Raw genomic sequence first — 18852 nt, forward strand, 5'->3', positions numbered from 1 at the left:
GCGCTGTTCGACGATCAGTCCGCGCCACGTTGGCCCATCAACAGGAGTTTCCCAAATGATGAATCGAGACAACCCCGTCTGGCTGATTACAGGCTGTTCCACCGGCTTCGGCCGCGAGCTGGCGAAGCTGGTGCTGGAGCGCGGCTGGCGCGCAGTGGTCACCGCACGCGATCCGTCGAAAGTGAAAGATATCGCCGAAGCGCACGGCGATCGCGCACTGGTTCTGCCGCTCGATGTGACGAACCGCAAGCAGATCGAAGACGTCGTCACGCAAGCCAAACAGCGTTTCGGGCGCATCGACGTGCTCGTCAATAACGCGGGTTACGGCTATCTGGCCGCGATCGAAGAAGGCGAGGACGACGAAGTCCGCGCCATGTTCGAGACCAACGTGTTCGGCCTGGTCGACATAACGAAGGCGGTGCTGCCGATCATGCGTGAGCAGCACAACGGCTTGATCGTGAATGTGTCGTCGATTGGCGGCATTGCCAGTTTCGCCGCAACCGGCTACTACCACGCCACCAAATACGCGGTGGAAGGCTTGTCCGAATCGCTCGCCCTAGAGGTGAAGCCGCTCGGCATCGACGTATTGATCGTCGAGCCCGGCCCGTTCCGCACGAACTGGGCAGGTCCGTCGATCAAGCAATCGGCAACGGTGATCGATGACTATGCGGGCACGGCCGGTGAGCGCCGCAAGCAGACCGAAGCGCGTAGCGGCAAGCAGGCGGGTGATCCGGTGCGCGCCGCGCAAGCCATCATCGACGCGGCGCTGTCGGACCAGCCGCCGCTGCGTTTGCTACTCGGCAAGGCTGCGCTCGAACTGGCGCGCAAGAAGCTGGACTTCATGCGCGGCGACTTCGATGGCTGGGAAGCCACGACGGTCGGTGCGGATTTTCCGGCTTAAAACTCGACCAGCGCAAAATCTTCCTTGCCCACGTCGCACAGTGGGCAGCGCCAGTCGGCCGGGACATCTGCCCAGCGGGTGCCCGGCGCAATGCCTTCTTCCGGCAATCCGGCGGCTTCGTCGTAGATCCAGCCGCAGATTACGCAGACCCATTGTTTGAAGTCGTCCGCAGACGTGGTGCTTTGCAGTGCTGCATGCGGTGCAGCGACCGCTTGCGTGGCGGGCGTGTCGTCGAGGCTCACCACCAAGGGTGCGGCCGTACCCACACTGCTTTCAGCAAGGCGTGCCTGCAGGCTTTCCAACAACCGTTGCGCCTCGACCTGCGTCAAATCGATCCAGTACGGATCGCCGGCGCCGTCGTTGAGCCGCTCAGGAGAAAACTGGATTTCTACAGCTACGCCCTTCTTGTACATGGCAAATCGGAATATCGATAAAGCCAGCGGCGAGCGCCGGCATAGGGTCGGATGCTTGAAGCGCGGGCTTCGTGGCGGGGTTAGGCGAACTGGTTCAGCACGATGGCGGCGATCAGTCCGGCGGCGCCAATGAGGCCCAGCAATTGCAGCAGAGTCAGGGATTTACGGGATGCGGAGGGGATGTGTTGCGTAGTCACGGGCGTTCTTAAATGTCGGAAAAAGCGAAATGGTACACGGGAGTGAGGCCGGCGCATCTCGATTGGCGCAAACCTGCGTGTGTTAGATGCCATTATCGCTGCTCGACCGGTCTGGATTCCCTACTAGGTGGAGATGGATTCATTCCCCACCGGCCGGAAAGCCTGCCTACGAAAAAGCCACCTCGCTGGCCTGCTCAGACACTGCCGCCACAATCGCGGCAACGGCCGCAGCATCGAGCGTCAACGCAATATGCGCCACGCCAGGCACGATCGTGACCGGCACCGCACGCCCTGCTTCCGCAAAGACCTCGGCAAATTTCCCGGCGTGAAACGCCTCATCGTCCGCACCGACCAGCACTTCAACCGGCTGCCGCGTCGCGCGGATATCCGCGCGGTAATCCTCATGCGGACGAAAGTTCTGCATCAGGTTGTACGAGTACTGCGGCGTGAGCTTGGCCGCTGCTTCAGGCGACAACGCGTAGGCCACAGTCGGCAAATGATTGAAAAGCGTGATGCGCAGCTTGTTGAGGATCACCAGCACGATCACGCGTGGCAACCCGACATTCACCCACCCGCCGACGGAAGGCGGCGTGGTCGGCGCGTCCTGATGAATGAACGGCGCAAGCAACACATAGCGGTCGAATACCATTTGCCGGGCATCCCCCGCAAACCGCAGCGCGAAGCCGCCGCCCGCCGAGAAACCTGCCAACGTGCGCGGCCCAGCCGGCTGAATCGCCTCGAGGAAGTCGCTCAGATCATCTTCAAGCTGGCCGATATACGCGATCATGCCTTTCTTGCCCGATTCGCCATGTCCACGCATGTCGGGCACGTAGATGTCGTAACCGGCCTCGGCAAGCGCTTTCGCCAGGGTATGCAGGCTCACGCTACTCGCCGACGAGCCGTGAATCAGCACAGCGCTGCCTCGCACTCCCGTTATCCGGCTCGCATAACACCGATATGCGAGCGCTGTGTTATCGCGCGCGGTGTAGCGTTCAATTGGAGGTAAATCGGAAGTATCGACCGACTTGAAAGGCTCATTGATCGACGCAAGCGGCGGCGGCTGTTTGGGACCACCCTTCACCAGCGCCACTGCCATGATGGCGAGGCCCACACAGAACACGACAACCGGCATCACTGCATGCAGTTCGGTACTCATCGAATGGACCCCTCAGGCGATTAATTATGATTTTGGATTTCCCGATCGATGAGCCTGCGTTTCATGCACCTTATGCGTATTTTTATAGGCGCCGCCAGCTCGCCGCTCATCGTCGCCGACGATTGTACGGTCCTGCGTGGCGCCAAAAAACTCGAATATCAAGTATTCGACAAGGGGTTGCCGTGGCGCGAATCCCAGAAACGGATCACCGCGCCGCCACCAGTGCCGGCACCCACCACCTGATCCGGCGCACCGCTCTCGCGCAGCAGGGCGCGTAGTTCGTTGATGACCGGAAACACCTCGTGATTCCAGTCCGCGCCCTGCGAATCGTGCGCGCGTTGTTCAGCTTCGACGATCTCGCGGTCTTCCTTGAAGATGCGTTCGGTGAACCACACGAGCAGCGGCCAGGCGAGATTCAGCACGCCCGGAATACCCGGTTTGCGAATCGACAGCAAGCCAAACGTGCGGTTGGTGCGCTGCTCGCGATCGAGCGGCACGTAGACAATCCACAAATCCATCACCAGCGTCTGCTCGGACGTGCGGATCTGCAGCGTCTGATACGGATACTCGGTGCGGATCGTCATCACGTCTTTGTCGTTGTCGCCACCGGTCTTGCGGCTCTGGCCGAACACGATGGCTTCGCCGATCGGCTGCTGGCCGGCCATGCGCGCAAACGTGTAATCGACTTCGACCCAGCCTTCGCCGCGGCGCCGTCCCAGCGATCGCGCACGCATCTGACCCATCTGCCGGCGATGCAGGAACTGATGGTTCATATCCATCAGGTTCTCGTGCATGAACGAATAATGGCAATTCACCGGGCGGCCGAAACGGCGCGTCTTGTACTTCTTGTCGGCTACGGAACCGAACGCGGGCAGCGGCCGTTCTTCCGCCAAAGCGGCATCGCCGGGAAACACGAAAATCAGGCCTTCGACTTCGCGGCACGGATAAGAACGCACGCCGTTCGGCAGACGATCGCGGCCCAGATACGGCACGTCGATACACGTGCCCGAACAGTCGTAGGTCCAGCCGTGATAGCCGCAACGGATCGACTCGCCATCCACCACGCCCTGATGCAACGGCACCTGACGATGCGCGCACCGATCTTCGAGCGCGAACACCTTGCCGGACTCCGTACGCGCCAGCACGATCGGGTCGCCTGCGAACGTCACACCATGCGTCTTGCCCCGCTTCACTTCATGCGACCACGCCAGCGGATACCAGTAGTCAGGGTGAATACCGACGCGGCGCAGATCGCGCACCGGGGCGCCGTTGGCGGCCTGATCCGGCGCGTGTGCATGCGCGGCTGTTGGGGCGTGGGTTTGCGCGGCGGCATGAGCAGGCGAGGTATCGACCGGCGCATCGACGGTGTCTTGTTCGAGCGGGGGAACAGCATGCATAGGTGGAGCCTCCGTGCACGAGCGGATAGAAGGTTGGCGCCCTGCATTTCGCAGGCCGACATCGTTGCACAGTCTACTCGAACCTGCAGCGGCATGGTTCCATCCGCCGCACGCCATTCCCCGTTGCGCCGCCCCTGGGCGCAATCGCGTCGGCCTGACACCCTGCTCGTCAAATAAGGTGCCGGCTGCTAGTTTTCGTCGTGCGTCACGAGCCCGGAGCGGCGTTGCACGCCCCACGAGCGTCCACCACGCAGGAAATGCAGCCAGCCAAGCAGTGCGCCGACATGACGCACCAACTGGAACGTAAACGGCTCGGCGATCGCCGCGAGCATCGCCATCCACAAACTGGCGCGGGTACGCTCGCCGGTCCAGCGGCGGTACAGATGGATACACCAGAGATAAAACGCGAGATCGATCGCCGTTTTGAGGCCGATCACGCTGAAAATCGACACGACGATCGCGCCATGCCCGCCAAACAGAAAACCGAGCAGCAGCGCGAAGGCAGTCAGTCCGTAGATCGGTTGCATCGTATCGATGGCCTTGACCGGCAGCATCAGCATGCCCATCGTGCCGTAACACGGGTTGCCGGTCATGTCGCGGTTCCAGTATTGGGTTTGCAGGAAACCCGCGAACCAGCGGCGGCGCTGCCGCAAGAAACTGCCGAGGTTGTCCGGTGCATCGGTATGCGCATGGGCGTTGCCCACCACGCGCACGTCCCAGCCGAGATCGTGGTCGACCGAATAGCGGCGCAGCCGATGAATCAATTCGTAGTCTTCGACCAGACACTGCGGATCGAAGCCGCCCACGTCCACCAGTGCGTCGCGCTTGAACGACGCGAAGGCGCCTGAAATCAGCAGCAGACTATCGGCACGCATCCACGCAAAGCGGGCAATGAAGTTGCGCATGTACTCGTAGGTCTGGAACCACTGGAACACGCGGCCCGACACCGATTTTCCGCAAACCGGCACCAGAATGCCGGCCGCCGCGACCAGCTTCGGCTCGCTCGCGAAGGCGGCGCGCATCGCGTAGGTGGCGTCGTCGTCGAGCAGCGTGTCGGCGTCGACGGTCATGACGGTCTCGGTGGTCATGATCGTGATGGCTGCGTTCAGCGCGCGGGCCTTGCCGCCGTGCGGCACGCGCAGCCAGTACAGATTCGGATAGAGCGAACTCGGCGCGCTCAGCACCCCGTCGGCTGCGGCAACCAGGCCGAAGCGTTCAGTGAGCAGCGCGTGGGTGGCATCGGTGGAACCGTCGTCGGCGATCACAATCTGCGCCGGGCCATGCGTCTGACGTAGCAGCGCCGCGAGCGTGACCGGCAACACCGCCGCCTCGTTATGCGACGCAACGATCACACCCATGTCTGGCAAGCGCCGCGCATCGAAATCAGGTTCGAGCGGCGGTGTGGGCCGCATCAGCGGCAGCGTTTTCCACGTGACGAAGGCAAGCAGCAACGTGTCATACACGACATAGGCAAGACCCGTCGACCACGCCACCACGCCTTGGAGAAAGAATGCGCGGGCGAACAGCAGCAACCACAACACGACGACGCTGAAATGAATCAGCGTGCTCAGCAGCGTAGTGGGACGCGGCAGAATGCGCGGGGATGCAAGGGCGAGTGCCTGTTCCAGAGTTTTCTTCAAAATGACTGCTGAGTCCGTCGAGTGTGCGGTTATTAGATGGAAAGTAGCGTGACCGTGCTTACGGCACCATGCGTTTCAGAACCGACTTGCGGTCGATCCATTGATGCTTCAACGCGCCGCCGATATGCATCGCCAGCAACGCATACAGCGCATAGCCAAGCCATGTATGCAAGGCGCCGAAGCGGTCGTGCAAGGTCTCCTTGAGCGCCGGATCGAGATTCATCACATAGCCGATGCGCGGCCAGGGGAACAGGTTGAACAGGCGCATCGGATGCGTGGCCGCGTCTTTCCACGCGGAATCGTGCAACCAGCCGGACAGCGGCAGCGCAATCATCAGCAGATACAGCAGGAAATGGGCGACATGCGCGGCGATCTTCTCCCACGACGGAAACTCGCGCGGCAACGGCGGCGGCTTGTGCGAGACGCGCCACAAGATGCGCATCAGCGCGAGACCGAGCACCGTGATGCCGATCGACTTATGGGTATCGACCACCGGACGCACCCAGTCGTCCGGCCATGATTCGGCAGTCAGCCCGAGCACAACGTTGACGATCATGAGCAGCGCGATCAGCCAGTGCAGCGTCATCGCCGTGCGGGTATAGCGCGACGGCAGCGGCGCACCGGTCGAATCGGTCAGGGAGTCGGCGTGAGTGTTCATCGGTCGTTCCGTCTGCAAATGGGTGTCTTGCGAAAGCTGTTTGAAAATGCAGCCCTACCGCCGCGATATCTGCTCGCGCCGACGGTATGAGGCAAACGCATTAGTGTGACGTTTTATTCCACTGGGCGCTGAGCGATGTGTTTCAGATTATTTCGACGGCACGTGGCGCGGTGGATTCACGTCCGGAGAGCCGCGGCAACCCGAGTTCGCAAAGTCGGCAACACCTCCGCTTCGAACCACGGATTGCGCTTGAACCAGGCAATATTGCGCGGCGATGGATGCGGAAGCGGCATCACGTTGGGGCCATATTCCTGCCAGCGCAGCAGCGTATCGGTTAGCGTCGGCCCGAATGCATCACCGAGACCAAAACGCTGCGCGTATTGACCAATCAGCAACGTGAGGCGCACCTCGCGCAACTGGGCGAGCAAGGCCTGATGCCAGTGCGCGGCGCATTCGGGGCGTGGCGGCAGATCGCCACTCGCGCCTTTGCCCGGAAAGCAGAAACCCATCGGCACGACGGCAAATTTCGAGGCGTCGTAAAAGGTCTCGTCGGAAACCTCGAGCCACTTGCGCAAACGTGCACCGCTCGCATCGCTCCATGGAATGCCCGAAGCATGCACGCGCGCACCGGGCGCCTGGCCGATGATCAGAATGCGCGAGTCAGCAGACGCCACCACGACCGGCCTCGGCGCATGCGGCAGTACCGGCGCGCACACCGTACAGGCGCGAATGTCGTGCAATAGCGTGGTCAGTAAAATGGGTTTCCTTACGTTCATGCCATGGCGCGGGTCAGGATTCAGTTTAGTGCTTCACAAACCGATAGTGTCCCACGCCCCACTCATTCCCGTTCGCGTAGCCGAACAACTCGGCCACGGCCATGTAAAACATTCGCCACCGCTGCAGCCACACAGCCGCGTCGCGCGCGCCATATGTGTCGACGAGCATCGGCATCACGCGATCACGCGCCGCATCGAGGGCGGCGAGCCACTGATTCGCCGTGCGTTCGTAATGCGTGCCGCTCACCCACCACTGGCGCTCCATGCGCAGATCGTCCTGGAAGTTCAGCAGGAGCGCCTCGGACGGCATCGTGCCACCCGTGAAAAAATACTTCGACATCCAGTCGCTGCCGTCCTGCACCTGAAAGTGATACGCAAGCGTGCGATGCACGAAGATATGCACGAACAGCTTCGCTTCATCGCGCATCCAGCGCGAAATCCTGGCGAGCAGCAGCCCGTAATTCTTCATATGCTCGAACATCTCGATCGACACCACGCGATCGAAACCACCGCCAAGCTGCGCTTCATCGAATTCGAAATCGACAACATTGCCCGTGACTACCGAGAGATTGCGCAAACCGGACTCCACCGCACGCGCTTCGATGAACGCGCGCTGCCCGTGCGAATTCGATAGCGCGACGATCTGCGCACGCGGATAACGCGCCGCCAGCCACAACGACAGCGAACCCCACCCGCAGCCGAGATCGAGAATCCGCTGACCGTCGGCCAGTTCCGCGCGTTCGGCGTAGCGTTCGAACATCGCCACTTCGGCTTGTGCGAGCGTCTCGTTGCCGCTCGGGTACAAGCAGCATGAATACTTCAGATGCGGTCCGAGATGCGCATGGAAGAATGACGCCGGCAGCTCGTAATGCTGCGTGTTGGCGGCCTGCGTTTCGATGGCGATCGGACTCGCGCGCAAGTCGTCCAGCAGACGGTTGAGCCGTTGCGCGCGCAACTCGCCGTTGCCGATCGCCTCGTCGCGCAAACGCTGGCGCATCAGTTGACGCATGCCGAAACGGATCAGGCTGCCGGGCAGCCAGCCGCGTTCGCAGCGCTGGATCAGCCAGCCGTCGCCGTGCTCAGTTGGCGACGATGGCGGCATCGTATGGTCGGTAGTGGAAAGGCTCATGAGACTGACTCCCTATCGTTTTCCTGGACTTTCTGAACATTCACTCACGTCGTGGCTGACTCATTTCAACGCCGCGGCGGCCACGGAATCAGCGCGCTGGTCGTGCGCATGTAATCGGCGTAACCGGTACGCCTTTTCGCCATGCTTTCTTCGAGCAGCGGGATGCCGGAAAGCTTCAGCAGCAGAAACGCCATCAGCACCGGCGGCAACAACGTCAACCAACCCCAGGGCGTGCCGATCGACAGCGCGATGTAAGCAAGCCAATGTACGCATTCAAAGAAGTAGTTCGGATGCCTCGAATAACGCCACAAGCCGACGCGGCACACGCTGTCGTGATTGGCCGGATCCTGCGTGAAGCGTTTTAGTTGCCGGTCCGCGATACCTTCGCCGGCTACCGAGACGATCCACAGCACGGACGCCAGCGCGATCCATCCGATAACCGGCGGACTGCTCCGGTACGACGGCACCAGGAATGCGATCGACAGCAGCATCGACACCACGACTTGCGCCTGGAAAAACCAGAACATCTTGCTGGCGGCCTTGTTGCCCCATTCTTCACGGAAGCGGCGATAGCGCGCGTCTTCAGGCTTGCCGTAGTTGCGTTTCCACAGATGCGTGCCGAGCCGCACGCCCCACACCAGACCACCCAGCGCAGTCAGTGCGCGCGACACCGGGTCGCCGGTGCCAGGCACGGCGTAGAGCACCGCGACCAGGCCAAGCGAATAGGCCCATACCGGGTCGACCATGCCGGCGTTCGCGGTCTTCAACTGCCATGCCCAGACGGCGCTGAAAATCACGACGAGCCCGATCAGGGCGATCGCGGCGGCGGCAAGTGGCGGCATGGGGCCCCCGTTCAATGGCGATGCGAGTTATACGCTGTAAGGGCGCGATCGGATGCGCGCGAGCCGGATATCCGCTCCAAACACCTGCTCCACGGCGTTAGGCGTCCGCGGCCCGATAGCGGTATCGTGTCGGCAAGGCCCGCCTCCACCGAATTTCCCGCTCATGCCTACCCGCTTCAACGCGGCGTTCACCGCGCTGCTCGCCGCCGCCCTGTTCGGCGCGACCACCCCGCTCGCCAAGGCGCTGCTCGGCTCGCTGTCGCCGTTTCTGCGCGCCGGCCTGTTCTACCTCGGCAGCGGTGTCGGCCTTGCCGCTGTGATTCTGGCGCGCCGCCTGAAAGGCCACGCGCACGATTTCGCGTGGAACGGCGACGAGCCGCACACGCATCCGCATTCCCATGCGCCGGTCACGCATGCACACGCGCATTTCCCGGATATTCATCACCGACATACGCATTGATTTCTCATAGCACCGCGCGCTGCGGGCGTTTGCCGCAGTGCAAGACAAAAATCTCTGTGGAACGGTTCACGCGATAGATCGATTCAATTGGCATCGCGGCCAATCGCATCCTGTAATGAAACTCCTGTCGTGCGTGCCTGTTCCTTGCAATTCCCCTACCCACCCGCTTTCCCCGGAGAGATCCATGTCCCAACCCGAGCCTAACGTCGACGAAGTGGTGAGAAGCATCGCAGAGGAAACCGACACGCCCACGGAAACGGTCTCGAAGATGTATGCAGACACACTCGCCGACTACCGGCACGAAGCGCGTGTGTTCGATTACGTGCCGCTGTTCGCCGCGAAGAAAGTACGCGACAAGCTGCGCCATCCGTCGAAGCACCAACATTGATACGGCGGCGCGCGGAGACCACCGCCTGCCTGGCAGCACGATGAATCGACCCCGCTGGCTCGCGCGGCGATTCACCAGAACGCGTACCGGTTTATTTTTCCCACTGCTAGACTTTGACCCGGATACATCGACTCGGGGGAAGATGGCATGCGGGTGACAATCGTAGGCGCGGGCATTGCCGGCTTGAGCACCGCGTGGTGGCTCGCAAAGCTCGGACACGACATCACGCTGATCGAGCAGGGCTCGATTCCGAATCCACTCGCCGCCTCGGGCGACCGGCATCGAATGATCCGTCGTGCGTATGGTGATGCCGACGGCTACGCACGCACCATCGCCGAGGCGTTCGATAGTTGGGATCTGCTGTGGAATGACCTGGGTGTATCCCACTATGCGAACTGCGGCGTGCTCGGTATTTCGCAGCGCGCTGGCGATGGCGCCGAGCTATTCCGCGCCGGCCTCGACCGGATGAAATTCGAATATGAACAACTCGATCCGCGCGAAGCGGCCGAGCGCTATCCATTTCTCGACCCCGCCACGTTTCGCTATGCCTACCTCGATCATGATGGCGGCGCGCTATTTAGCGAACGCATTGCACGCGACATGAAAGCGTGGCTCAAGATGCGCGGCGCCGAGATTCGCACGCATACCAAGGTACTCGCGGTCGATGCGCGCACCGCCTCCGTGCGGCTCGAAGACGACACCCTCATTGCCGCCGACCGGCTCGTGGTCACCGCCGGTGCATGGACGCTGCAACTGTTCCCCGCGTTCGCCGAAAACCTGATGACTTACCGCAACGCGGTCGCGTATATGGAGCCGCCTGCGGATCTGGAGGACGCATGGTCGAATGCGCCCGCTATCGTCGATATCGGTGGCGATAGCGACGGTTATGTGCTGCCGCCGGTCGAAGGCGTCGGCCTGAAGTTCGGCGCCGGTGTGCACAGATCCAGTGCGCCTGATCCTGACGCCAATCGCGTCGCGGCGCCCGGAGAAGGCGACAGTCTGCGCCGGTTGTTTTCACCGCCGTTCGGCCGTATCGACGAATATACGGTGACCGAAGTCAAAACCTGCGCCTACACGTTCACGGCGGACAAACGCTTTTTTTCGAAGCGCATCGGCAACACGCTGGTTGTGTCGGCATGCTCAGGCCACGGCTATAAATTCGGTGCCGCGATCGGACGCCGGGTCGCGCAAGCGCTGGATACCGATGACGACGCCATGCTCGCGCGTTGGCTCAGGGCGGAAACGGTTTAGCTTTCTTTCTTCATGGCAATAAGACGTTCGCGGTCCAGCCCACGCACCACGGCGGCGAGTCGCGTCACCAGCGCGTCTGCTTCGTGCGGTTTGATACCCGCGTAGCCAAGCATGAAGCCGTTGTAGCGCGGGGCGTCTTTAGCGGGTGCCTGACAAAAAGCGCTTAACGCAGCGATACGCAAACCGTGCTCGCGCGTCGCCGCGCTCACGTCCTGGTCGCGTAGCGGCACGTCGAGCCGCACCGTCAGATGCATGCCGCCGCCGTCGGACGAGACCGTCACCAGGTCGCTCATATGCCGATCGATCGCGCTTACCAATGCGGTGCGGCGCTGCTGATAAAGACGCCGCATGCGCCGCAGATGCCGCGCATACTTTCCGCTGTCGATGAAATCTGCCAAGGCGATCTGTTCCGCCACGCGCCCTTGCCGTGCGATCTCACTGAGCGCCTCGTCGATATCGGCGACGAGATGCGCCGGCACGACCATGAAGCCCATACGCAGCGCAGGAAACATCGTCTTGCTGAAGGTGCCGAGGTAAATCACCGGCGTGTCGGCCGCGAGACCCTGGATCGACGGCAACGGCGGACCGCTGTGGCGCAGTTCGCTGTCGTAGTCGTCCTCGATAATCCATGCGCCGCGCGCCACCGCATTCTCGATGATCGACCAGCGCCGTTCCAGACTCAGCACGCTGCCAAGCGGATATTGATGCGAGGGCGTGATGTACATCAGGCGCGGCGGCGTCTGCTCCCAGTGATCGGGCGTCGGCGCCATGCCGGCGGCATCGACGGGAATCGGCACCAGTTGCAAACCGGCTGCCTGAAACGCAGCCTTCGCGCCGTGATAGCCGGGATCCTCGACCCAGACGCTGTCGCCGGGGTCGGCCAGCATACAGGCGCATAGATCGAGACTCGCCTGCGTGCCCGAGGTGACGAACACCTGCCCCGCCGAACAGCGCACGCCGCGCGACACGCGCACGTATTCCGCAATCGAGCGGCACAATGCGGGGTGCCCGGCGTTATTGCCGTAGCCGAGTTCGCTCGGCTCGACCGAACGCCATGCGCGCTCCATCGAGGCACGCCATTGCGCGAGCGGGAATTCATCGAGTGCGGGCACACCGGGACGAAACGGCGTAGGGTCGTCGGGGCTCGCGCGTTCGCGCGGCAGATCGGCGACGCGGCGCGACAGGCGGTTTTCGGGCACCTGCACGCCACCACTTGCTGCGGAAATCGCAGCGCCCGACCCACTCACCATACTGACAATGGAACCATGCCGGCTCGCCGTGATGAAGCCCTCTTCGGTGAGCCGTTCGTATGCGTAGAGCACTGAGTTGCGCGCAATGCCCAATTGTTCGGCGAGCGCTCGCGTGGCGAGAAGGCGGCTGCCGTGGCGGATATCGCCATCGAGAATCGCGCGACGCAAACTCTCGTAGAGCAAGTCCTGCTGCGTGAGTTTGCGCCCGCCCATCGCACGCTCGACATTCGACATCAACAGGCCGTAGTCCAAATTCGTGGCTCCAAATTCTGGTCGCATTGTGGAGCTAACAATGGTGCCACAAATTTCTTATGCTAACGGTTCCAGAGTCGCCACCCATGAATATCACGAGAGGGGCCGATGCCATGAATACGCATGCACGCCGCACCGTAACCTCACGCCTGCGCTATGGCGCCGCGGTGAAGGGGTGTGTGGCGCTGGCTTGCATGGCTTATGCCTATGGCGTGCTCGACCCCGCAGCAACCGCACGGGCAAGGCTGGACGCCTGCGTAAACGAAACTCTCGGGCAACGCGGTAGCACGGCCGGCGCCGCTACCGCAACAACCGCCAGCGAGGAAGATCGTGAGCAGGCATTCAGCGCCGCCCTCTACGCTTGCTCGACGCAGCCCTAGCGGTGGCGATCCACTCGCCCTCAACCATAACCAGACAAGGAGCCACACTCATGTCCGATTCCATTCAAATCCGCCCCGTCACGCCGGCCGACTTCAACGCCTGGCTGCCGCTGTGGGACGCCTACAATGCGTTCTACGGTCGCTCGGGCGAAACGGCATTGCCGCGCGAGATCACGCAGGTTACGTGGGGGCGTTTTTTCGACGGCTACGAGCCAATACACGCGATGGTCGCCGAACGCAACGGCCAGTTGCTCGGCCTCGTGCACTTCCTGTATCACCGTCACACCACCATGATCGCGCCAACGTGTTATCTGCAAGATCTCTACACGCTGGAGTCGGAACGCGGCAAAGGCGTCGGCCGTGCACTGATCGAAGCCGTGTATGCCCGAGCCAAGGCCGACGGTTTGCAGCGGGTCTACTGGCAAACGCATGAGACGAATCACACGGCGATGAAGCTGTACGACAAGGTCGCGGAGCACTCCGGTTTCGTGGTGTACCGCAAGGCGTTGTAACGTCGAATTACGCGCTCGCATAGAAGGCGTTCGATTCCCCCTCCTCGCGCCGCCCGCCATGGGCGGCGCGCAGCATTCGCATGCCCGGCCCCTTGTCCAGCCGCCATGTGAGTCGCATCTCTTGCACCGATTCGGTTCGCGGCCGCGCCCTCACCGCTCAAGTTTGCATGCAACCTGCCGTTATCGCCATTGGACGGAGCACCATCTGGCTCCCACGCGACCTTGGGCGATCTCCTCACGGAGGGCCGCAAAACGAATCGGAAACTGTACATGCCTTCGATCATCGGCATCGATCTTGGAACCACGCATAGTCTTGCCGCGCTCTGGCATGACAACAAGGCTGTCCTCATCCCGAATGCATTGGGCGACGTGCTGACGCCGTCGTGTGTCTCTATCGACGACGACGGTTCGATCCTCGTCGGCCGGCCCGCTCACGATCGCTTGCATACGCATCCCGAACGCACCGCCGCGAACTTCAAACGCTACATGGGCACGAATCGGAACGTGTCGCTCGGCGTGCAGACACTGCGTCCGGAAGAGCTGTCTTCACTGGTGCTCCAATCGTTGAAAGCCGATGCCGAGGCGTTTCTCGGCGAAGCGGTACGCGACGTCGTGATCGCCGTGCCGGCCTATTTCAGCGACGCGCAACGCAAGGCCACCCGCATCGCCGGCGAACTGGCCGGCCTGAATGTGCTGCGCCTCGTCAACGAACCGACCGCGGCGTCGCTCGCGTACGGCGTGCATCAACGCGATAGCGAACGCAAGTTCCTGATCTTCGATCTGGGCGGCGGCACATTTGACGTCTCGGTGCTCGACTTCTTCGAAGGTGTGATGGAAGTGCGCGCCAGCACTGGCGACAATTTTCTGGGCGGCGAGGATTTCACCGAAGCGCTCGTTGAATTGTTCTGCGAGCGCAATAGTCTTCGAATCACATCGCTCACGCCGATTGCCGCGCAACGTCTGCATCAGCAGGCTGAACGTGCAAAACGTCTGCTCACGCAAAACGGTGCCGGGAGCGTCACGCTCAAGCTCACGGTCGGCGACACAGAGCACATCCTCGAACTCGACGCGGCCACCGCGGAACAGACCTGCGAGCACCTGTTGCAACGGCTGCGCAAACCGGTCGAGCGTGCGTTGCGCGATTCGAAGATCGCCGTCGATGCGCTCGACGAAATCATCCTCGTCGGCGGTGCCTCGCGTATGCCGATGGTACGCAAGCTGGTCTCGAAGATGTTCGGCCGCTTGCCCGCCGCCAATCTGAACCCGGACGAAGTCGTCGCGCTCGGCGCCGCCGTCCAGGCAGGGCTCGTCACGCGGGACGCCGGCCTCGAGGAAATGGTGCTGACCGACGTCGCGCCATATAGCCTCGGCATCGATACCGCGATGCAGCTTGGTGCCAGTCAATATGTGCCGGGGCACTTTCTGCCGATCATCGAGCGCAACACGATTGTGCCGGTAAGCCGCGTGCAGCGCATTTTCACCGTGAGCGAGCGTCAGCAGATGCTGAGCATCAAGGTGTTCCAGGGCGAAGCACGTTTGACCGCCGACAACGTGCCGCTCGGCGAATTCACGCTCGACGTGCCTGACAAGCCGGCAGGGCAGGCAGGCGCGGATGTCCGGTTTACCTACGATATCAACGGCGTGCTGGAAGTGGAAGCCACAGCCTTTCCCGGTGGTGTGAAACGGGCGATGGTGATCGAAGAAAATCCTGGCGTGCTGACACCGGCGGAAATCAACGCACGGCTCGCCACATTGGCAGCGCTGAAGATCCATCCGCGCGACCAACTGGAGAATCGCACGCTGCTCACGCGCGCGGATCGTGTCTATGAGGAAACGCTCGGCGAGCATCGGCAGTATCTGGCCGCACTTATCGCGCGGTTCCAGTCGTTGCTCGAGCGGCAGAACGCCGAGGAAATCGCGCACGTGCGCAGCGAACTGAGCGCGCTGCTGGATCGCTTCGATATGCATGTGACTTACTGATCGGCCATGGATACGACTTCTGCCTATCACTGGCCCTGGGACGTGCTCGGCATTGCGGCGAACGCCGACGAGCGCGCCGTGCGCCGCGCTTATGCGCGCCTCCTGAAACAGCAACGTCCGGATGAAGACGCCGAGGCGTTTCAGCGTCTGCGGTATGCGTATGAGTCGGCGTTGCAGATGGCGAGCGCGAGCACCAAGGCCGCCGTCGAACCGTTGCCAGGCGCGGAAACGATGCAGGCTTCGCGCGCGACACCTGCAACGCAACAGACGCCACAACCATCCGGCTTTACACCAGCGCAGCCCGAGCCCGAAGCGCACCTTCGCGAACCCGACGCCTTCGAACGCGCTGTGCAGTTGTGGCAGAACTTCGTCGCGCAACGAGACCAGCTCGAGTCGCACCGTTCCCTGCAGGATCTGTTCGCCGACGTCGTTAACATTCAGACGCGCGACGAACTCGAATGGCAAGCGCTGGTTCATTGCCTGAACGAGGATACGCCGGCCACGCTACGCATGAACCTGAGCGCGGTCCTGGGATGGCGGGACAATGCCGCCCATCTGCGTCGCCGCAACGCGGCCATCGCGACCCTCGCACTGGACCGTGTATTCGCCGACGAGGACTACAACGCGCTGAGCCTGCGCTACACGAATGCCATGGCCCTGCTCGAAGGGCCGCAGCCGCCGTTGGCGACCGGTGCACACGCTCTGCTTCGCGCAGGCGTGCGTACCGGGATGGAACAGTTGCTGACTGCGCTCAATCACTATCATCCGAATGTCGTGCGCCTGCGGCTCGACAGCGAGAAGGTCGAATTCTGGACCCGCTGCCTGACGTTCCGGATTGGCGCAAGCCGACTGTTCGGTCCAGCGCTCACGCTAAGCGCCTGGTGCGGGTTGCTGTTCGCGAACGCTTCGATGGACCTCAATCGCGATCAGTGGTTCGATCAATGGACGCCCGTTCAGTGGGCCGTGCTTCTGGCCACGCTGATGGTGACGCTGGTCTCCAGCGCCGCGACAACTGTCCTGCTGTCCGAACCGCAGCAACAGCGACTGCGGGCGCTACGCTCGATGGGCTCGCTGCGTTATGGCTGGGTTCCGGTTTGGCTTGGCGCAACTGCCGCTTCGTTGTGCGACGACGGCAGCGGGCGCTTGACCTCGATCGCAATGGACACGCTCGGCATCTGCACGATGTGGGCCGCGTTGCTCTACGGATGGCCGCGTATCAAGCAGCTCGTGATACCGGCCGCCGTCGGTGCGATCGGATTTGGCTTCGCTGGCCATTGGCTCGCCACCGATCCTCGCGCATGGCCTATGCCGTTCGCGCACGGCGTGCTGTTCGCTTTCTTCTTCTCTTTTGCGCAACAGGAATGGCGCGGCTGGCTCGCACGTCGGCCGCGCCTCGCGCGCTTTGGGGCAGCGATGTGGTTTGCGGGTTTCGCCGCGTTGATCGTTCTGCTGCTGCAGCGGGACGAGCGTTCGACGCAATTCGCATGGGCGCTCTTTACGGTCATGGCCGCGGCGGGCGGTGTATTGGCGACGACGCGTTGGAATGATCTGCGCCGGGCTGTGCCGGGGTTTTTCCGTGGCTATGTCCATCTCGCCTGGTTCGCGTTCGCACTCTCCAAGCCGGACATCATCGCTTGCGTGAGCGCGGGGCTGATGAGTGTCTGGATTATCGAAGAGCTGAAACAACGTCGGCTATCGCCGCGAACGGCGCCGTAAGGTCGCATCTAAAGATACCGTCAACAAAAACAAAGGGCGCACCACCCAGTGCGCCCTTCGTCTCCCTGCCATTGCGGTTCTGCTACTGCTTTACTTCTACATCAACCGCCCACCAAACTCCTCACACGCTAAAAAGCCTCAAGCCTCAAGCTGCTCCAGCACCTTCCCCTTGGTTTCGATCCCAAGAAAGTGCACCGCAATCGCCGCAATGAACGGCACCGTCGCGAGGATATAAAACGCGACTTGCAGATTGCCGCCGATCATCGTCTTCGACACGATGGCCGGCGCGAAGATCGCCGCCACCTTCAGCCACGCGCCGCCCACACCGCAGCCCATTGCACGGATGCTGGTCGGATACAGCTCCGGCGTGTACACATAAGCCGTGATGAAGCCGCAAGCGAGGAAGCCAAGCGCGAACGCGCAGCACGTCGCCACCACATACACCGAGGAATTGTGGAACACGCCTGCCAGTAACAACGACAGCGCACACATCACGAACGACAAATTGATGATCGGCTTACGCCCCACCTTGTCGACCAGCAACGCACAGGTCAACGAACCCACCACGCCCAGCACCGAAGCCGCCACCGCCAGATTCAAGGCCAGTTGCAGCGGCGCGTGATAAATCGTGCGATAGATCGTCGGCAGCCAGGTGGACAGACCGTATTGAATGAAACCACACGTAATCCACAGCATCGCTACAGCCATCGTGCGCTTCAGGTACGCCGGCCCGAACAGATCACTCATACGGCGCTTCGGATGACGATTAGCCATCGCTTCGAACTCAGCCGTATTGGCTGGCGGAGGCAGTGGACCTTTCACAGCGCGCTCAAAAACATGCACGGCGGCATCGGCATCGGCCATCCGTTCGCGTTCGGCAAGCCAGCGCGGGGACTCCGGCACCAGCTTGCGCAGCACGAAGAACAGAATCAACGGCGTGCCACCGATGAAATACATCGCTTGCCAGCCGAAGCGCGGCACAATCCATGCCCCCAACGCATTTGAAGCGAGCAGACCAACCGGAAAAACGATTTCATACAACAGCACGAAACGGCCACGGCCATGCGCACGGCTGATCTCGTTGATATAGGTCGCGGCCACCGGCAATTCGCCGCCGAGCCCCAAGCCCTGAATCACTCGCAACACGACAAACGCCGCGAAGGTCGGCGCAAAGCCGCACGCAATACTCGTAATGCCGATGATCCCCGAGCTCAATGCAATCGCCTTCACGCGTCCTTGGCGCTCCGCGTACCACGGGAACACGAACGCGCCGATCAACTGCCCGACCGAACCGGAGCCGATCAGGAAGCCGATTTCCCACGGCGTCAGATGCCACTTCGCAATCAGGATCGGCAATGTGGCCGCGATCGCGATCACGTCGAAGCCATCGAAGAACGTCGCGAGGCCAATCAGTATGCGCGCGCGCACCTGCATCGCATTCTTCGGCAAGCGCTCGAGACGCGCGATGATCGAACCCCGGGTCACGGGGCCTGAGACACCGGCGCTGCTGCGGTCCCCCATGGTGTTGTCGATGGTTCTCATGCCGTGGTGCCG

17 protein-coding genes and 1 pseudogene are annotated in these 18852 nt (G+C 62.1%); 8 read left to right on the forward strand and 10 right to left on the reverse strand.

What is annotated here, in order from left to right; translation table 11 throughout:
• The first annotated feature begins 55 nt into the window (after positions 1–55).
• Positions 56–901 (forward strand): oxidoreductase, encoded by an 846-nt coding sequence (locus ACUN0E_RS05510; protein ID WP_408233863.1) that lies wholly within the window; start codon positions 56–58, stop codon positions 899–901.
• On the opposite strand, the gene ACUN0E_RS05515 is transcribed toward ACUN0E_RS05510, so the two are convergent.
• From ACUN0E_RS05515 to ACUN0E_RS05550, 8 genes are all read right to left on the reverse strand, one after another.
• Positions 898–1314 (reverse strand): rubredoxin, encoded by a 417-nt coding sequence (locus tag ACUN0E_RS05515; RefSeq protein ID WP_408388434.1) that lies wholly within the window; start codon positions 1312–1314, stop codon positions 898–900. The two genes, ACUN0E_RS05510 and ACUN0E_RS05515, sit on opposite strands and share 4 nt — an antisense overlap.
• Before the next feature lie 363 nt (positions 1315–1677).
• On the reverse strand, positions 1678–2667 hold the full coding sequence (locus ACUN0E_RS05520) for an alpha/beta hydrolase (RefSeq protein WP_445565894.1): 990 nt from the start codon (positions 2665–2667) through the stop codon (positions 1678–1680).
• Positions 2668–2825: 158 nt separating this feature from the next.
• Positions 2826–4064, reverse strand: a complete 1239-nt coding sequence (locus ACUN0E_RS05525) for a Rieske 2Fe-2S domain-containing protein (protein ID WP_445565895.1) — start codon at positions 4062–4064, stop codon at positions 2826–2828.
• A gap of 188 nt (positions 4065–4252) precedes the next feature.
• Positions 4253–5704 carry a glycosyltransferase family 2 protein gene (locus ACUN0E_RS05530; RefSeq protein ID WP_445565896.1) on the reverse strand — a complete coding sequence of 484 codons (1452 nt, stop codon included), beginning with the start codon at positions 5702–5704 and terminating at the stop codon, positions 4253–4255.
• A gap of 58 nt (positions 5705–5762) precedes the next feature.
• On the reverse strand, positions 5763–6362 hold the full coding sequence (locus ACUN0E_RS05535; RefSeq protein WP_445565897.1) for a cytochrome b: 600 nt from the start codon (positions 6360–6362) through the stop codon (positions 5763–5765).
• 176 nt (positions 6363–6538) lie between these two features.
• Entirely contained in the window at positions 6539–7138 is a 600-nt protein-coding gene (locus ACUN0E_RS05540) for a uracil-DNA glycosylase family protein (protein ID WP_408233845.1), read from the reverse strand.
• Between the two features lie 25 nt (positions 7139–7163).
• Positions 7164–8267, reverse strand: coding sequence for an SAM-dependent methyltransferase (locus tag ACUN0E_RS05545; protein ID WP_445565898.1), 1104 nt, complete (start codon positions 8265–8267; stop codon positions 7164–7166).
• 65 nt (positions 8268–8332) lie between these two features.
• Positions 8333–9109 (reverse strand): DUF1295 domain-containing protein, encoded by a 777-nt coding sequence (locus ACUN0E_RS05550; protein ID WP_445565899.1) that lies wholly within the window; start codon positions 9107–9109, stop codon positions 8333–8335.
• Between the two features lie 163 nt (positions 9110–9272).
• Between ACUN0E_RS05550 and ACUN0E_RS05555 the strand changes: the two are divergent.
• The 3 genes and pseudogenes from ACUN0E_RS05555 to ACUN0E_RS05565 form a co-directional block, all read left to right on the forward strand.
• Positions 9273–9446, forward strand: a pseudogene (locus ACUN0E_RS05555) (EamA family transporter); the annotation flags it as partial.
• Positions 9447–9753: 307 nt separating this feature from the next.
• Positions 9754–9957, forward strand: a complete 204-nt coding sequence (locus ACUN0E_RS05560; protein WP_325047140.1) for a DUF3562 domain-containing protein — start codon at positions 9754–9756, stop codon at positions 9955–9957.
• 147 nt (positions 9958–10104) lie between these two features.
• Entirely contained in the window at positions 10105–11208 is a 1104-nt protein-coding gene (locus ACUN0E_RS05565) for an NAD(P)/FAD-dependent oxidoreductase (protein WP_445565900.1), read from the forward strand.
• On the opposite strand, the gene pdxR is transcribed toward ACUN0E_RS05565, so the two are convergent.
• Positions 11205–12710 carry a MocR-like pyridoxine biosynthesis transcription factor PdxR gene (pdxR, locus tag ACUN0E_RS05570; RefSeq protein WP_445565901.1) on the reverse strand — a complete coding sequence of 502 codons (1506 nt, stop codon included), beginning with the start codon at positions 12708–12710 and terminating at the stop codon, positions 11205–11207. The genes ACUN0E_RS05565 and pdxR overlap by 4 nt on opposite strands.
• Positions 12711–12823: 113 nt before the next feature.
• Between pdxR and ACUN0E_RS05575 the strand changes: the two genes are divergently transcribed.
• The 4 genes from ACUN0E_RS05575 to ACUN0E_RS05590 all read left to right on the forward strand — a co-directional run bounded on the left by ACUN0E_RS05575 (position 12824) and on the right by ACUN0E_RS05590 (position 17298).
• Positions 12824–13090: a hypothetical protein gene (locus tag ACUN0E_RS05575; protein WP_445565902.1), complete on the forward strand. Its 267-nt coding sequence runs from the start codon at positions 12824–12826 to the stop codon at positions 13088–13090.
• Positions 13091–13140: 50 nt separating this feature from the next.
• Positions 13141–13602 (forward strand): GNAT family N-acetyltransferase, encoded by a 462-nt coding sequence (locus tag ACUN0E_RS05580; protein WP_445565903.1) that lies wholly within the window; start codon positions 13141–13143, stop codon positions 13600–13602.
• A gap of 270 nt (positions 13603–13872) precedes the next feature.
• Positions 13873–15582: an Hsp70 family protein gene (locus ACUN0E_RS05585; protein ID WP_445565904.1), complete on the forward strand. Its 1710-nt coding sequence runs from the start codon at positions 13873–13875 to the stop codon at positions 15580–15582.
• A 6-nt stretch (positions 15583–15588) separates the two neighbouring features.
• Complete coding sequence (locus ACUN0E_RS05590; protein WP_445565905.1) at positions 15589–17298, forward strand: J domain-containing protein; 1710 nt, start codon at positions 15589–15591, stop codon at positions 17296–17298.
• A 138-nt stretch (positions 17299–17436) separates the two neighbouring features.
• Here ACUN0E_RS05590 and ACUN0E_RS05595 read toward each other — a convergent pair whose 3' ends face one another.
• Complete coding sequence (locus ACUN0E_RS05595; RefSeq protein WP_445565906.1) at positions 17437–18840, reverse strand: MFS transporter; 1404 nt, start codon at positions 18838–18840, stop codon at positions 17437–17439.
• Between the last annotated feature and the right edge of the window lie 12 nt (positions 18841–18852).

This window comes from Paraburkholderia sp. D1E, from assembly GCF_052682275.1.

Coding starts and splice junctions, on each gene's coding strand:
- ACUN0E_RS05550 (WP_445565899.1), bottom strand. CDS start 9,109: ATGCCGCCACTTGCCGCCGCCGCGATCGCCCTGATCGGGCTCGTCGTG.
- ACUN0E_RS05580 (WP_445565903.1), top strand. CDS start 13,141: ATGTCCGATTCCATTCAAATCCGCCCCGTCACGCCGGCCGACTTCAAC.
- ACUN0E_RS05515 (WP_408388434.1), bottom strand. CDS start 1,314: ATGTACAAGAAGGGCGTAGCTGTAGAAATCCAGTTTTCTCCTGAGCGG.
- ACUN0E_RS05540 (WP_408233845.1), bottom strand. CDS start 7,138: ATGAACGTAAGGAAACCCATTTTACTGACCACGCTATTGCACGACATT.
- ACUN0E_RS05595 (WP_445565906.1), bottom strand. CDS start 18,840: ATGAGAACCATCGACAACACCATGGGGGACCGCAGCAGCGCCGGTGTC.
- ACUN0E_RS05590 (WP_445565905.1), top strand. CDS start 15,589: ATGGATACGACTTCTGCCTATCACTGGCCCTGGGACGTGCTCGGCATT.
- ACUN0E_RS05575 (WP_445565902.1), top strand. CDS start 12,824: ATGAATACGCATGCACGCCGCACCGTAACCTCACGCCTGCGCTATGGC.
- ACUN0E_RS05560 (WP_325047140.1), top strand. CDS start 9,754: ATGTCCCAACCCGAGCCTAACGTCGACGAAGTGGTGAGAAGCATCGCA.
- ACUN0E_RS05585 (WP_445565904.1), top strand. CDS start 13,873: ATGCCTTCGATCATCGGCATCGATCTTGGAACCACGCATAGTCTTGCC.
- ACUN0E_RS05525 (WP_445565895.1), bottom strand. CDS start 4,064: ATGCATGCTGTTCCCCCGCTCGAACAAGACACCGTCGATGCGCCGGTC.
- ACUN0E_RS05535 (WP_445565897.1), bottom strand. CDS start 6,362: ATGAACACTCACGCCGACTCCCTGACCGATTCGACCGGTGCGCCGCTG.
- ACUN0E_RS05520 (WP_445565894.1), bottom strand. CDS start 2,667: ATGAGTACCGAACTGCATGCAGTGATGCCGGTTGTCGTGTTCTGTGTG.
- ACUN0E_RS05545 (WP_445565898.1), bottom strand. CDS start 8,267: ATGAGCCTTTCCACTACCGACCATACGATGCCGCCATCGTCGCCAACT.
- ACUN0E_RS05565 (WP_445565900.1), top strand. CDS start 10,105: ATGCGGGTGACAATCGTAGGCGCGGGCATTGCCGGCTTGAGCACCGCG.
- ACUN0E_RS05510 (WP_408233863.1), top strand. CDS start 56: ATGATGAATCGAGACAACCCCGTCTGGCTGATTACAGGCTGTTCCACC.